At 40.7% G+C, this 14,629-nt stretch carries 15 protein-coding genes; 12 read left to right on the top strand and 3 right to left on the bottom strand.

All coding sequences use genetic code 11. The features are described from left to right. The first annotated feature begins 15 nt into the window (after positions 1 to 15). The 11 genes from atpE (at position 16) to QSE00_RS00205 (ending at position 10,634) form a co-directional block, all read left to right on the top strand. On the top strand, positions 16 to 207 hold the full coding sequence (gene atpE, locus QSE00_RS00255; RefSeq protein WP_031446173.1) for an ATP synthase F0 subunit C: 192 nt from the start codon (positions 16 to 18) through the stop codon (positions 205 to 207). Between the two features lie 90 nt (positions 208 to 297). Next, a complete protein-coding gene (locus QSE00_RS00250; protein ID WP_110356209.1) occupies positions 298 to 798 on the top strand; it encodes a F0F1 ATP synthase subunit B in 501 nt (166 codons plus the stop codon). 10 nt (positions 799 to 808) lie between these two features. Then, entirely contained in the window at positions 809 to 1,348 is a 540-nt protein-coding gene (atpH, locus tag QSE00_RS00245; protein WP_286104438.1) for an ATP synthase F1 subunit delta, read from the top strand. Between the two features lie 58 nt (positions 1,349 to 1,406). After that, positions 1,407 to 2,981: a F0F1 ATP synthase subunit alpha gene (atpA, locus tag QSE00_RS00240; RefSeq protein ID WP_110356207.1), complete on the top strand. Its 1,575-nt coding sequence runs from the start codon at positions 1,407 to 1,409 to the stop codon at positions 2,979 to 2,981. A gap of 103 nt (positions 2,982 to 3,084) precedes the next feature. Next, positions 3,085 to 3,945, top strand: a complete 861-nt coding sequence (gene atpG, locus QSE00_RS00235) for an ATP synthase F1 subunit gamma (protein WP_110356206.1) — start codon at positions 3,085 to 3,087, stop codon at positions 3,943 to 3,945. Positions 3,946 to 4,786: 841 nt separating this feature from the next. Further along, positions 4,787 to 6,247 (top strand): oligosaccharide flippase family protein, encoded by a 1,461-nt coding sequence (locus QSE00_RS00230; protein ID WP_110356205.1) that lies wholly within the window; start codon positions 4,787 to 4,789, stop codon positions 6,245 to 6,247. Then, positions 6,244 to 6,678 (top strand): dUTP diphosphatase, encoded by a 435-nt coding sequence (gene dut, locus QSE00_RS00225; RefSeq protein ID WP_286104437.1) that lies wholly within the window; start codon positions 6,244 to 6,246, stop codon positions 6,676 to 6,678. Before QSE00_RS00230 ends, dut begins: the two co-directional genes overlap by 4 nt. A 138-nt stretch (positions 6,679 to 6,816) precedes the next feature. After that, complete coding sequence (locus tag QSE00_RS00220) at positions 6,817 to 7,749, top strand: tetratricopeptide repeat protein (RefSeq protein WP_286104436.1); 933 nt, start codon at positions 6,817 to 6,819, stop codon at positions 7,747 to 7,749. Between the two features lie 4 nt (positions 7,750 to 7,753). Beyond that, the gene (locus QSE00_RS00215; protein WP_110356202.1) at positions 7,754 to 8,539 is read left to right on the top strand and encodes a DUF4292 domain-containing protein; all 786 of its coding nucleotides are present in this window, start codon (positions 7,754 to 7,756) and stop codon (positions 8,537 to 8,539) included. 1 nt (position 8,540) lies between these two features. Further along, a complete protein-coding gene (locus tag QSE00_RS00210) occupies positions 8,541 to 9,785 on the top strand; it encodes a murein hydrolase activator EnvC family protein (protein WP_286104433.1) in 1,245 nt (414 codons plus the stop codon). A 12-nt stretch (positions 9,786 to 9,797) separates the two neighbouring features. Next, complete coding sequence (locus QSE00_RS00205) at positions 9,798 to 10,634, top strand: aldo/keto reductase (RefSeq protein ID WP_286104432.1); 837 nt, start codon at positions 9,798 to 9,800, stop codon at positions 10,632 to 10,634. Here QSE00_RS00205 and QSE00_RS00200 read toward each other — a convergent pair. Further along, positions 10,631 to 11,143 (bottom strand): acyl-CoA thioesterase, encoded by a 513-nt coding sequence (locus QSE00_RS00200; RefSeq protein WP_110356200.1) that lies wholly within the window; start codon positions 11,141 to 11,143, stop codon positions 10,631 to 10,633. The two genes, QSE00_RS00205 and QSE00_RS00200, sit on opposite strands and share 4 nt — an antisense overlap. A 57-nt stretch (positions 11,144 to 11,200) precedes the next feature. Beyond that, positions 11,201 to 12,148: an HU domain-containing protein gene (locus QSE00_RS00195; protein ID WP_286104431.1), complete on the bottom strand. Its 948-nt coding sequence runs from the start codon at positions 12,146 to 12,148 to the stop codon at positions 11,201 to 11,203. 104 nt (positions 12,149 to 12,252) lie between these two features. Here QSE00_RS00195 and dprA point away from each other — a divergent pair, with 104 nt between their 5' ends. After that, on the top strand, positions 12,253 to 13,356 hold the full coding sequence (gene dprA / locus QSE00_RS00190; RefSeq protein WP_286104430.1) for a DNA-processing protein DprA: 1,104 nt from the start codon (positions 12,253 to 12,255) through the stop codon (positions 13,354 to 13,356). A 242-nt stretch (positions 13,357 to 13,598) separates the two neighbouring features. On the opposite strand, the gene trpS is transcribed toward dprA, so the two are convergent. Beyond that, positions 13,599 to 14,567, bottom strand: coding sequence for a tryptophan--tRNA ligase (gene trpS, locus QSE00_RS00185; protein ID WP_110356197.1), 969 nt, complete (start codon positions 14,565 to 14,567; stop codon positions 13,599 to 13,601). Between the last annotated feature and the right edge of the window lie 62 nt (positions 14,568 to 14,629).

Raw genomic sequence — 14,629 nt, 5'->3', positions numbered from 1 at the left:
TTAATTATATATATTATGGAAATCCCAACTATTGTAGGAGCTGGTTTGATCGTTATCGGTGCTGGTTTAGGTATTGGTAAAATTGGTGGTTCTGCTATGGATGCCATCGCTCGTCAGCCAGAGGCTTCCGGTAAGATTCAAACAGCAATGTTGATTGCTGCGGCTCTTATTGAAGGTATTGGTTTTGCTGCGCTTTTCGCATCTTAATCAAACACAACAAAGCAACAGCTATAACGGTTGGTTATAGCTGTTCTTTTACCATTAAAAGTTAAACGTTTACATTTCATATATTAGGACATGGAAAAATTAATAGAGCAGTTTTCATTTGGATTGTTTTTTTGGCAATTGTTATTGTTTATAGCAGTGCTTCTTTTGTTGCGTAAATTTGCGTGGAAACCTATTCTTGATGCCGTTGAGGATCGCGAATCAGGAATTAAGGATGCCTTGGCCGCAGCGGAGAATGCCAAAAAGGAGATGCAAAACGTTACTGCCGATAGCGAGCGGCTATTGCAAGAGGCACGCGTTGAACGTGAGGCCATGATAAAGGAGGCTCGTGAAATGAAGGAGAAAATTGTTGCCGATGCCAAAGATTTGGCACAGGCAGAGGCAGATAAAATGATCAAGCAGGCACAACTTGCCATTGAAAGTGAAAAGAAAGCTGCCGTAGCCGATATTAAAAACGAAGTGGCTACCTTGTCCCTGGAGATTGCTGAAAAAGTAATTAAAGATCAGTTTTCCGATAAGGCCAAACAAATGAAGTTGGTAGAGGAAATGATCGGAGACATTAAGTTAAATTAGGGATTTGGATATGAACGAAGCTAGAGCAGCCGTACGTTACGCAAAGGCAATTATGGACTTGGCGGTAGAAAATAAAGCTACCGAACAGGTGGAGAAGGATTTCCGCAGTATTTTATCTACTATTGCTGATAGCAATGAACTTCGGGAAATGTTAGGGAGCCCGGTTTTGCAAGGCGAACTTAAAAAGCAGGCCTTATCCGAAATCTTCAAGGGAAGCAATAGCGTTACCGAGGGACTTATTTCCACCTTGGTGGATAATAAGAGAATTTCAATTCTGAACGATGTGGCAGAGAAGTTCATCATTTTAAATGAAGCTAGAAAGGGGCAGGGAGTTGCGAAGGTTACCACAGCGGTTCCCCTAAGTGCCGAACTTGAGAAAAAAATATTGGGCAAAATAGTTCAACTCACCGGCAACCAATCCACCATAGAGAACAAAGTGGATGAGAGCATTATAGGAGGGTTTATTTTGAGGGTTGGAGATTTGCAGTATGATGCAAGTATTGCCAATAAATTGAGTAATTTAAAGAGAGAGTTTACAAATAGTCTATAAATAATTTTTTTGGTCGGCCTTGGGTTTCAAGGAAGTCCTAATCTTATATCTATAACAAATGGCAGGAGTAAAAGCCGCTGAAGTATCAGCAATATTAAAGAAACAGTTATCGGGATTTGAAGCATCAGCTTCATTAAACGAGGTGGGTACCGTTCTACAAGTAGGTGATGGTATCGCTAGGGTTTATGGATTATCTAATGTCCAATATGGGGAATTGGTAGAATTTGAAGGTGGACTTCAGGGGATCGTTCTAAACTTGGAAGAGGATAACGTTGGTGTGGTATTGTTGAGCCCATCCAGAAATATTAAGGAAGGTTCGGTTGTAAAACGTACCCAGACCATTGCCTCCATTAAAGTTGGTGAAGGTATTATTGGTCGTGTTGTAGATACATTGGGAGCACCTATAGATGGTAAAGGCCCAATAACTGGTGAATTGTATGAATTGCCATTGGAGCGCAAGGCGCCTGGAGTTATTTTCCGTCAGCCGGTGACAGAACCATTGCAAACAGGAATAAAGGCTATCGATGCTATGATTCCTGTGGGTAGGGGTCAGCGTGAGCTGGTTATTGGTGACCGTCAGACGGGTAAGACTACCGTTTGTGTGGATACTATTTTGAATCAAAAGGAATTTTACGATGCAGGGGAACCTGTATATTGTATATATGTTGCCATAGGTCAAAAGGCCTCTACAGTAGCAAACATTGCAAAGACCTTGGAAGAGGCTGGGGCTTTGGCCTATACTACCATTGTAGCTGCCAATGCTTCCGATCCTGCTTCCATGCAGGTATATGCCCCTTTTGCCGGAGCGGCAATTGGAGAATATTTTAGGGATACGGGTAGGCCTGCCTTGATCATCTATGATGATTTGTCAAAACAAGCGGTTGCCTATCGTGAGATATCATTATTGTTAAGACGTCCACCAGGACGTGAGGCTTACCCTGGAGATGTTTTTTACCTTCATTCAAGATTGTTGGAGCGTGCGGCAAAAGTAATTGCAGATGATACTATCGCAAAAAATATGAACGATTTGCCAGAGGTATTGAAACCAATGGTAAAAGGTGGAGGTTCTTTGACAGCCTTGCCCATTATTGAAACCCAAGCAGGGGATGTTTCCGCTTATATTCCTACCAACGTAATTTCGATTACCGACGGTCAGATTTTCTTGACCCAGGATCTTTTCAACCAAGGGGTGCGTCCAGCGATCAACGTGGGTATTTCTGTATCCCGTGTTGGGGGTAATGCCCAGATAAAATCAATGAAAAAGGTGGCCGGAACCTTAAAATTGGATCAGGCACAATTCCGTGAATTGGAAGCATTTGCCAAGTTCGGTTCAGATTTGGATGCCGCGACCTTGAATGTTATTGAAAAAGGACGCAGAAACGTTGAAATTCTTAAACAGGCACAGAACGATCCTTTTACTGTTGAAGATCAGGTAGCGATTATTTATGCTGGTTCCAAGAACTTGTTGAACAAGGTTCCTGTAGAGAAGGTAAAAGAGTTTGAAAGAGACTATCTGGAGTTCTTAAATGCCAAGCATAGGGGAGTTTTGGATCAGCTTAAGGCAGGAAAGTTAACAGATGAGGTAATAGATGTTTTAAGCTCTGTAGCCAAAGATCTATCCGCTAAATATTAATAAAGTATTTTATCTGTCTTTTTGATCCAAAAAGACAGATAAAATTGAATAAATGAATGTCTAACACAGTATTCCTCTCCTAAGGGGAGCTTAAGTGGAGCCTATGGCCAATTTAAAAGAAATACGTAATAGAATTGCTACGGTATCTTCAACGATGCAGATTACCAGTGCCATGAAAATGGTTTCTGCCGCTAAGTTGAAGAAGGCTCAGGATGCCATTACCGCAATGCGTCCTTATTCCGATAAATTGTCGGAGCTTTTACAAAGCCTTAGCGCTAGCCTTGATGCAGATTCCGGAAGCAAGTTTGCCGATAATCGTGAAGTAAAAAAGGTGTTGATCGTTGCCATAACCTCTAACCGTGGTTTGTGCGGTGCGTTTAATACGAACATTTTAAAGCAAAGTGCGCTGTTGGCAAAGGAAACCTATGCTGGCAAACAAGTAGATTTTGTTGCCATTGGTAAAAAGGCCAATGACATTTTAAAGAAAAAGAACAAGGTCATTGCAAACCACAGTTCGGTTTATGATGATCTGACCTTTGATAATGTGGCGGCCATTGCCGAGGATTTAATGGACTTGTTTACCACAGGTGCTTACGATAAGATTGAAATTGTGTATAACAAATTCAAAAATGCAGCTACACAAATAGTAATGACAGAACAGTTTTTGCCAATTGTTCCGGTGGAAGGTGAAGCCAATTCGGTGTCGGATTATATTTTTGAACCTTCCAAGGCCGAGATTGTGGAACAATTGATTCCAAAATCATTGAAAACCCAATTGTACAAAGGTGTGCGCGATTCATTTGCTAGTGAACATGGGGCTCGTATGACCGCTATGCACAAGGCAACGGACAACGCAACGGACCTAAGAAATCAGTTGAAACTTACATATAACAAAGCAAGGCAAGCTGCCATCACCGGCGAAATTTTGGAAATTGTAGGTGGAGCGGAAGCGTTGAACAATTAGAAAAGCCGTTAGGGTTTTTAATTTGTCAACTGGGAAGTGGACACCAATTGGGCGCAGCGATAGCGGAGCCAAATTCCACCCAATCGGAAGCGTTGAACAATTTGAAAAGCCGTTAGGGTTTTCAATTTGTCAACTGGGAAGTGGACACCAATTGGGCGCAGCGACAGCGGAGCCAAATTCCACCAATCGGAAGCGTTGAACAATTAGAAAAGCCGTTAGGGTTTTTAATTTGTCAACTGGGAAGTGGAACCAATTGGGCGTAGCGATAGCGGAGCCAAATTCCACCAATCGGAAGCGTTGAACAATTAGAAAAGCCGTTAGGGTTTTCAATTTGTCAACTGGGAAGTGGACACCAATTGGGCGCAGCGACAGCGGAGCCAAATTCCACCAATCGGAAGCGTTGAACAATTAGAAAAGCCGTTAGGGTTTTTAATTTGTCAACTGGGAAGTGGACACCAATTGGGCGCAGCGATAGCGGAGCAAAATTCCACCCAATCGGAAGCGTTGAACAATTAGAAAAGCCGTTAGGGTTTTTAATTTGTCAACTGGGAAGTGGACACCAATTGGGATCAGCGACAGCGGAGCCAAATTCCACCCAATCGGAAGCGTTGAACAATTAGAAAAGCCGTTAGTTTTTAAATGTTTTAATTGCGAAGATTTGAGCAATTAGGTATATAGTAATTTAGCTAACCCTTTTGAAAATTATAGAGATTGCCTCACAGGAATGTGGGGCTTTTCCATTTATAAAGAATTTATAAATGGCATTTGTTGAATAAGCTATTTAACTAACTTTGCGCGCATCGATTAAATGCCTAATTTTAAAGCTAATTCATAGATTTCTTTGAATCCACTAAAAAAACTTTTCAAACAGACGTTTATTTATGGTTTGGCTACGGTCCTGCCCCGGATGCTATCCTTTTTATTGCTGCCTTTATATACAGAGGTTTTGGAAACGGCAGGCTTTGGGGAGGTTAGTATTATTTTTGCGTGGTTTGCTATCTTCAATGTCATTTTGTCCTATGGTATGGAAACCGCCTTTTTTAGGTTTTACACCAAGGCAGATGACCGTAAAAAGGTTGTTACCACTTCCCTGATTTCAATCATTGCCTCTACTTTTCTTTTCGTGGTTTTGGCATTTCTTTTCAAGGATAGCGTTGCTAGCTTTACCAATATTGACGAAAAGTATATTAGTTATGCTATTTGGATTCTTGCCTTGGATGCATTGGTCATAGTGCCTTTTGCTTGGCTTAGGGCCAATGAAAAGCCAATGCGCTATGCCTTGGTGAAGATATCCAATGTGGCCATAAATTTTGGATTGAACCTTTTCTTTTTAATAGTATTGCCACAAATGGTCGTGGATAGCCCAGATTCTTCTTTTAGTGCCCTGTACCGGCCAAATTTTGAAATATCGTATATTTTCATATCCAATTTGATAGCCAGTGCCATAACGCTTCTTTTGATGCTAAGACTATATTTTAGAAGGCCATATGTATTTGATAAGAAATTGTGGTATAAAATGATGGATTATGCCTTACCGGTGCTGGTGGCCGGAATTGCTTTTACCATAAACGAAGTGTTCGATAAAATTATGCTCTCCTATCTTTTGCCGGAAGATATCGCTGAAAGTGAAATTGGTAAATACTCTGCCTGTTACAGATTGGCGATGTTCATGACCTTGTTCGCTACAGCCTTCAGAATGGGGATAGAACCCTTTTTCTTTAGTCATGCTACTTCCGAGAAGCCCCAAAGGGCCTATGCCCAGATTACCAACTATTTTGTTATACTGGGCAGCATAATATTGTTGGGGGTAGTGGTATTTGCCGATGTTCTGAAGCTGCTTTTGGTCAGGGACGAATCGTATTGGGAGGCCATGTCCATTGTGCCTTTGGTAGTTTTGGCCAGTTTTTGTTTGGGAATTTACCACAACTTGTCAGTTTGGTACAAAGTAACAGATCGCACCAAATTTGGAGCCTACATCTCGTTGATCGGTGCCATACTAACCATTATTATCAATTTTGCCTTTATTCCGTATTTCGGATATGTGGCCTCTGCTGTGGCAACTTTAGTGGCCTATGCCACTATGGTAATACTGTCTTTCTTTTTTGGTAGAATGTATTACCCTATACCTTACAACCACAGAAAAATAATTTTTTATCTAGTGGTCTCCATTTCATTTTCCATGCTCTCCTTTTACGTTTTCGATCGTAATTTGATTATTGGCAGTATATTTTTTACTCTATTTTTGGGCATGGTTTATAGGCTTGAAAGTGATAAACTAAAACAAATTTTTCTAAGAAAATGACTATAAAAATTATCAATAAATCAGCTCACCCTTTACCAAACTATGAAACCTTGGCCTCCGCTGGAATGGACCTAAGGGCCAATCTTTTGGAATCCATTGTGTTGCAACCCATGGAAAGAACTATAGTTAAGACGGGTCTGTTCTTGGAGCTTCCTTTAGGTTTTGAGGCACAGGTTAGACCTCGTAGTGGATTGGCAGCGAAAAAAGGAATTACGGTCCTTAATGCCCCTGGCACGATTGATGCCGATTATAGGGGGGAGGTAGGTGTAATACTGATTAATCTTTCCAGCGAAGCATTCACTATAGAAAATGGGGAGCGTATAGCACAATTGGTCATCGCAAAACACGAAAGGGCGGAGTGGCATTTGGTTGAGGAGCTTTCCAATACCTCAAGGGGAGCAGGAGGATTTGGCAGTACGGGAGTAAAATAAACACCTGCTATAAACGGGGTGGACTATGGCATTATCACTAATTTTGTGGGGGTTGTTCCCATTGTCTTTTTATTGATATGGGAAACGGTTGGGTTTTATATATTAAGGTCCGTTTCCCCCTAATATGAAGTTTGTAATATGAGAAGGAGGGACTACATTATTATTTTTGCACTGGGGGTGGTTTTGGCCCCAAGTCCTAGTTGTGCCCAAGAAAATGAAGTTGGGGAGGAAGGGAGTGCCGAGTTATTTTTGGAGGAATATACCGATGAGTTTCAAGAAAAATTCTTTGAGGCATTAAAGCAAAAAGGAATTGAAAACTACGATAGGGCCATTAATCTCTTCTTGGAATGTAAACGCTTGGATCCTAGCAACGCTGTCTTGGACCATGAACTGGCCAAGGCCTATTTGGCTTCAAAACAAATGGTTTTGGCCCAGCAATATGCTATTTCTGCTGTGAATGCGAGGCCAGGGAATTATTGGGTGCTATGTACACTGGTGGATATTGCACGACGTCAAGGGACGGGACTCGAGGAAGTGCAGGAAAGGATTCCGTACAAAAATATCCAATTGCAGGAAAATTTGGCTTTGATCTATTTTGCTGGGGAAAACTATGATAATGCCTTAAAAATACTTAACGGTATGAAAGGTTCGGCATTTTCAGAGGATCTAACCACTAGGGTAAACAACGCTATTAAGAAAAAGGAAATTACTGTAATGGAAAAGGATACAATTATTGAAGAGGTTCCAAAATATGGCCCAATGGATAATTTTATCTCCAAAATTTCCGATTATTTGGCTAAGAGCGACTTTAAAAATGCTGCGGCGGTAAGTGGGGAAGCCTTGGAAAACTTTCCTGCTCAAGCTTATTTTTATTACGCCTATGGACAAAGTTTAAATAAACTCAAGAAACATAAGGAGGCCGTTGCTATTCTGGAGTCGGGATTGGATTATTTATTGGACGATGTGGATTTAGCCAATAAAATGTATAAAGAATTAGTGGATGCTAACAATGCTTTGGGAAATTCTTCCAAAGCAAATATGTATCTTAGTAAATTAAAATCCGGGTCGTAAATCTATGGTAAACAGTTTTAAAAGACTTCAAAAATGGGCTATACTTGGCGTTTTTGTGGTATTGGTGTTTTCTTGTAAGTCTACAAGTGTAATTAAAAGCGGTACGGTGGATGGGAATTTAACCGCTAAGGCGGTTATAAGAAACCACTATTACACCCATTTCAATTTTAAAACCCTAAGTGGAAAGATGAGGATAGATTATTCGGACGGAGAGAGCACACAAAGCGTAAGTGTTAGTTTTAGGATGGAAAAGGATAAGGCCATTTGGTTAAGCGCGCCCTTAGGAATCGTAAAAGCCTACATTACTCCGGAAAGAGTGTCGTTTTATAATAAGTTGGACAACGAATATTTTGATGGGAATTTTTCCTATTTGAGTCAATTATTGGGGACCGACCTTAATTTTCAAAAAGTACAAAACCTTCTTTTGGGAGAGCCACTTTTCGATTTACGGGAAGAAAAGTATACGGTGGATATCGCCAACGACAACTATCAGTTGAAACCAAAAAAGGTTGGAGATCTATTTAAAACACTTTTTCAAATAGAACCTTTGAATTATAGAATGGCTACGCAGCAGTTGTCGCAACCATGGGAGAAACGACTACTTGAAATCAATTATAGGAACTATCAAAAAGTAAATAAATGGATTTTGCCAGGGGAGATAGATATTCTGGCCATAGATGGAGACCATACCAATAATATTACCTTAGAATTTAGGAATATGGAGTTCAATAGGGCCTTGAATTTTCCATATAACATACCAAATGGTTTTAAAGAAATTGTATTAAATTAATATGGGAAGTAAACACTCTTATGTAATTTATTCTCTTTTATTTATGTTCATATTTATGGGCAATATTTCAAGGGCCCAGACCAATGAACAAAAAGCCTTGGAGTCCAAGAGGGAACAGCTCCAAAAAGAAATTTCGGAGATTAACCGATTATTGTTCGCGGAGAAGAAGGAAAAGGGAAATGTCTTAGAGCAGATGGAGGCTATGGACCATAAAATAAATGTACGCCAGCAGTTGATCAGGGTTACCAATCAACAGTCCAATTTACTCAATAGGCAGATAAATACCAATGTGAGGAACATTGGAAAATTGCGAAATGATCTCGCTTTTCTTAAAGAGGAATACGGGAATATGATTCAAAAGTCATATCAGAATAAATCGAGGCAGAGCAGATTGATGTTTCTGTTGTCTTCCGAGGATTTTTTACAGGCTTTTAAGCGCTTTCAATACATGAAGCAATATACCCAATACAGAAAGGAACAGGGCGAACAAATTGTGGCCAAAACGGATGAGCTTACCCAATTGAACAAAGATCTTTCGGAACAGCGTAAGGAGAAGGATAAACTTGTGGCCGAAAATACCCAGATCAAAAATCAATTGTACAAAGAAATCCAATCACAAAAGGAGTTGCTCAAGAGTATAAGAAAGAACGAAAGCAAATATGCCACGGCTATTGAAAATAAGAAGAAGGAGGCCAAGAGGATAGACGAGCAGATAGAGAGATTAATTAGAAGTGCTATTGCAGCCTCCAACAGAGAGGCCACTAAGTCTAGCAGTACTACTGCAACAAGTAGTAGTAAGTTTGTTTTAACTCCCGAAGCGACCATTGTAGCCAATAATTTCTCGGCCAACAAGGGAAAATTGATCTGGCCGGTTGAAAAGGGTATTAAAAGACAGGGTTTTGGTGTTTATAATGACGCCGTTTATCCCGGTATAAAGCACGAAAGTAATGGGGTAATCATTGCCACCGATGAAGGATCCAAGGCGAGGGCCATCTTTGAAGGGGAGGTTATCGCTATCCTGTCAGTTCCAGGAGGGAATAAGGGCGTACAGATTAAACATGGAAATTATATAAGTACGTACTACAATCTTTCCAAGGTTTATGTGAAAAAAGGGGATAAGGTAAGCACCAAGTCCGATCTGGGGGATATTTACACCAGCAAATCCAGCGGTACTACCCAATTGAAATTTTATCTGTACAAGGATACTACCCGACTTAATCCAGAGGAATGGATATATCAACTATAAAATATTTTAAAATTGAAAAATATAACGGATTTAAAAGGAAGTTTTAGGCTGCATAATGGCGTGGAAATGCCCTATTTTGGTTTAGGGGTCTATTTGTCCAAAGATGGAAAGGAAGTGGTCAATGCGGTAAAATGGGCGTTGGATGAAGGATATCGGCATATAGATACGGCTTCCATATATAAGAATGAAGAGGGTGTGGGCCAAGGGATTAAGGAAAGCGGTGTGGACCGCAAAGATATATTCGTGGTGAGTAAGGTGTGGAATAGCGATCAGGGTTATGAAAGTACTATAAAGGCATACGAATCCAGTTTAAAGCGGTTAAATTTGGATTATTTAGATCTTTACTTGGTACACTGGCCCGTAAATGGTAAGTATAAGGAGACTTGGCGTGCTATGGAATATTTGTATAAGCATAAAGGCGTTAGGGCTATTGGAGTGAGTAATTTTATGCAGCACCATCTTGAAGATTTAATGACTTCTTCGGAAATAGTCCCAATGGTGAACCAAATGGAATTTCATCCCTATTTGGTGCAACAGGAGTTGATCGATTTTTGCAATAAAAATACCATTCAGTATGAAGCCTGGTCCCCTCTAATGCAAGGGCATATCTTTGAAATGGATATAATGAAGGACCTAGCGGCAAAATACAATAAGACTATTGCCCAAATTGTACTGCGATGGGATTTGCAAAAAGGGGTTATCACGATTCCCAAATCTGCAAAAAGGGATCGAATTATTGCCAATGCCGACATTTTTGATTTTGAACTTGTTGCCGAGGATGTTAAAAAATTAGATCAATTGGACCGTGGAAAAAGATTTGGTCCCGACCCTAATAATTTCGATTTTTAATCCATAAACAAGGCCTTTAATTCGGTAGCATCCTTGGGCTTCATCTTGCCTGCAAGTACCAAACTTAGCTGCTTTCTGCGCAGCGCGGCCTCATATCGCTTAATTTCCAATGCGGTCTCTGGCCGTAGTTCGGGAACTGTCGTAGGCTTTCCGCTATCGTCAACGGCCACAAAAGTGTAGATAGCCTCGTTTACCTTGGATTTCTCGCCGTTAAACCGGTCTTCCATCCAAACATCTATAAACACTTCCATGGAGGTCCTAAAGGCTCTGGAAACGGCTGCCTCTACAGTAACTACACTTCCTACTGGAACAGCCTGGTTAAAGGCGACATGATTTACCGATGCCGTAACGGTAATTCGTCTGCTGTGGCGTCTGGCGGCAATACTGGCAGCACGATCCATTCGCGCCAACAATTCACCACCAAACAAGTTGTTCAGAGGGTTGGTTTCACTGGGCAGGACCATATCGGTCATTAAGGTACGCGATTCACTGGGCGTCTTTGACTCCATAAATTTCTTTTGGGTAAAGATACATTGGTAATATTAAGCTAAAAAGTAGAGAAGGATTTATTTTACGGAGCGCAACCAAGCCTCTGGAGATTCGGACTGCTTTATTTTCCTTAAATAATTTAAGGCTTCCTTGGCATCGTCAAAACTGCCATAGGCTACCATATGCAGTCCATATTGATTAACACCAAGATAGGATGCGTCGTATCCTTTTTCTTTAAGTTGAAGGACTTTCTTTTCAGCATTCTCCTGAATTCTAAAAGCACCGGCAATAACTTGGTGAACACCACTTTTTTTGTTTGTGGTAATATTCAAGGATATGGCAGGCAATTCAATGGGAGCTGTATTGAAAAATGTGGCTTCCTGAATATTTTTTGACACTTGCTGATGCGCTTCCTGTCTCACCAATTCTTGGTCGTAAACCTTTTCATTATAAAGGCGGTAACCAGTAAAACCTGTGGCAACGGCCAACAATATAACAGCTGCATACTTCAAATATGGCCTCAGTTTGGATTCTTTCCTAGCCTCGGGAGTAATCATAAATGGAATCTTTTCCTCCAATTCCACTACTTCCTCCTTTAAAACCTCCCTAGAGACCGGGGTGGATACAAAAGTGGACAAGCCAAAGGACGAGGTTAGGTAATTCACTTGATATGAAGGCTGAAACTGTGTTTTGCCTTCCTTGTTCAACCAGAGTTCACCAATATTGGGTAAACTTAAACGATTGCCTTCCTTTAAAAGTTTTTTCCATTTCGAGGATACAGTGGCTATCTGCTTTTGCATGTCTTCGTAAGACATTTTTTCAGCATCGGCCATGTACGAAACCAATAGTCCGTCATTGGATGTCAGTTGTTCGTTAAAGGAAATTATTTTAGAAGGAGGGTAGAACGAATTTGTGGCGTCATTGATAACGGCAGATTTCATCTGTGTCAAAAAAGCGCCAAATTCAGGCACCATTACACAATTGTATCTATAAAGCAGCTCCGCTATGTAATGTTCGGTTCCCATAAGGACAAAGATTGGAAAAAATTAACAAGTTCAAAACTCTTCACATAACTTTTTATTAACATTATATTTTATGTATTTTGTGAACAACTAAGCCGCTTCCATAAATGTCTAGAGATGAAATAATTGCTATTCTTCGGTTGCAGAACGTACCAAATATTGGTGATATAACAGCCAAAAAATTAATATCCAGTTGTGGGAGTCCTTTGGCAATTTTTGAGGAAAAAATGACTCGGTTGTTGAAATTGGATGGTATCGGTTCCGGCACCCTAAAAGGACTTATGGACAGGGAACATTTGGAGGCCGCCGAGTTGGAGTACGAATTTATAAGAAGTGGGGAAATAAACCTTCATTATTTTATGGAGGATAGTTATCCCACCTATTTAAAGCATTGTATAGATAGTCCTATTTTACTTTTTAGCCAAGGTGAGATCAATTTGAGCCGCCAAAAGATCATAAGTATTGTAGGGACTAGAAATATTACCAGTTATGGAACTTCATTTTGTGAGCAATTCATAGAGGAATTGGCACCACTGGATCCAATTATTGTAAGTGGGTTTGCTTACGGGGTGGATATTTGCGTACAGCGGGCTGCGGTAAAGCATGGTTTACAGACCATAGGGTGTTTGGCCCATGGGTTAAATCAGATTTATCCAAAGACTCATGCAAAATATGTGCAGGATATAAATAAAAATGGCGGTTTTTTCACTGAATTTTGGAGTACGAGTCAACCCGATAGGGAAAATTTTTTAAAGCGGAATCGGATTATTGCGGGAATGGGAGAAGCTACTATCGTAGTGGAATCCGCGGAAAAAGGAGGTAGTCTGGTTACCGCCGATATAGCAAACAGCTATAATCGCGATGTTTTTGCCGTACCTGGGAGAACCCAGGATAAGTACAGCAGTGGTTGCAATAACCTCATAAAACAGCAGAAGGCACAGATGCTTACGTCGGCCGCCGATCTTATCTATATGTTGGGTTGGGATTTGGAAGAAAAGGAGCCGACAATTATACAAAAGCAATTATTTGTGGAGTTGGACGATACCGAGAAGGAAATCTATGACTATTTACAGCAAAGGGGCAAACAAATGTTGGACCATATTGCACTGGATTGTAAATTGCCAATATTCAAGGTTTCCTCTATCCTGTTGAATATGGAAATGAAAGGAGTGGTAAGGCCACTTCCCGGCAAGTTGTTCGAGGCCATTTAAAAAAGGTGTGAATAGCCTGTTTATTGCATTTAATAGTGTGGCAATGGCAAAGGTCTACCTTGTTTTTAGGGGAGTCTTCGTCAAAATTTACCAACCACCTAGTTTGTCAAAGGGCGTTTTTAATTGAACAATGAAGATCTTTGGGTATTTCATCGTACTTCAATATCCCTTCAACCCATTAATCTTTTTGAGAGGACATCCGGGAATGGCATAGACCGACCAAGGGGTATGTTTTTCAAAAATTAATACCCCACCTTCATTCTTACCCTTTCCAGAACACTATCGGCCACTATTGTGGCTTTTTTAGCGCCAACAGCCAATGCTTCATCCAGTTCATTTAGGTGGTTCATATAATAATCGAACTTTTCCCTTGCCTCCCCAAAGCGTTCCAAGACCACCTCATATAGCGCCTGCTTGGCATGTCCGTAGCCATAGTTGCCGTTTAGGTAATTAGACCTCATTTCGGCAACTTGATTTTCCGTAGCCAGAATTTTGTACAAGGCAAACACATTATCCGTATCCGGATTTTTAGGAGCTTCCATAGGGGTACTGTCTGTCTGTATACCCATGATCTGTTTGCGCAATTGTTTGTCGGTTTGAAAAAGGCTTATTAAGTTGCCCTTGCTTTTACTCATTTTGGTGCCATCGGTGCCAGGGACGTACATGGTTTCTTCCTGCACCTTTCCTTCGGGCATTACAAAGGTTTCGCCTAATTGGGCATGAAACCTTGAAGCTACGTCGCGGGTCATTTCCAAGTGTTGCATTTGATCCTTGCCAACTGGGACTATCTCGGCATCGTATAAAAGTATGTCGGCAGCCATAAGCATAGGATAGAAGAACAAGCCGGCATTTACATCTTCGAGTCGGTCTGCCTTGTCCTTAAAAGAGTGGGCAAGGGTTAGTCTTTGGTAAGGAAAAAAACAGCTGAGGTACCATGCCAGTTCAGCGGTCTGGGGGATATCACTCTGGCGATAAAAAGCTGTTTTATCAATATCCAATCCAAATGCCAACCATGTAGCGGCAACAGCATAAGTGTTGCTCCGCAATTGTTCCCCATTCTTAATTTGGGTCAGTGAGTGCATATCCGCAATAAAGAGAAAGGATTCGTTTGCTGGATTGTTTGCCATTTCTATAGCAGGGATAATCGCTCCCAAAATATTTCCTAGATGAGGGGTTCCCGTACTTTGTATACCGGTTAAGATTCTTGCCATTATTTTATTTTCAAAGAAGGACAAAGGTAAAAGAAATTCTAAAGAAGGACTAAAATTATTAC

The sequence above is a fragment of the Arenibacter flavimaris genome (assembly GCF_030291335.1).
GTDB lineage: Bacteria > Bacteroidota > Bacteroidia > Flavobacteriales > Flavobacteriaceae > Arenibacter.
This window is presented reverse-complemented; position numbering and strand designations above follow the sequence as displayed.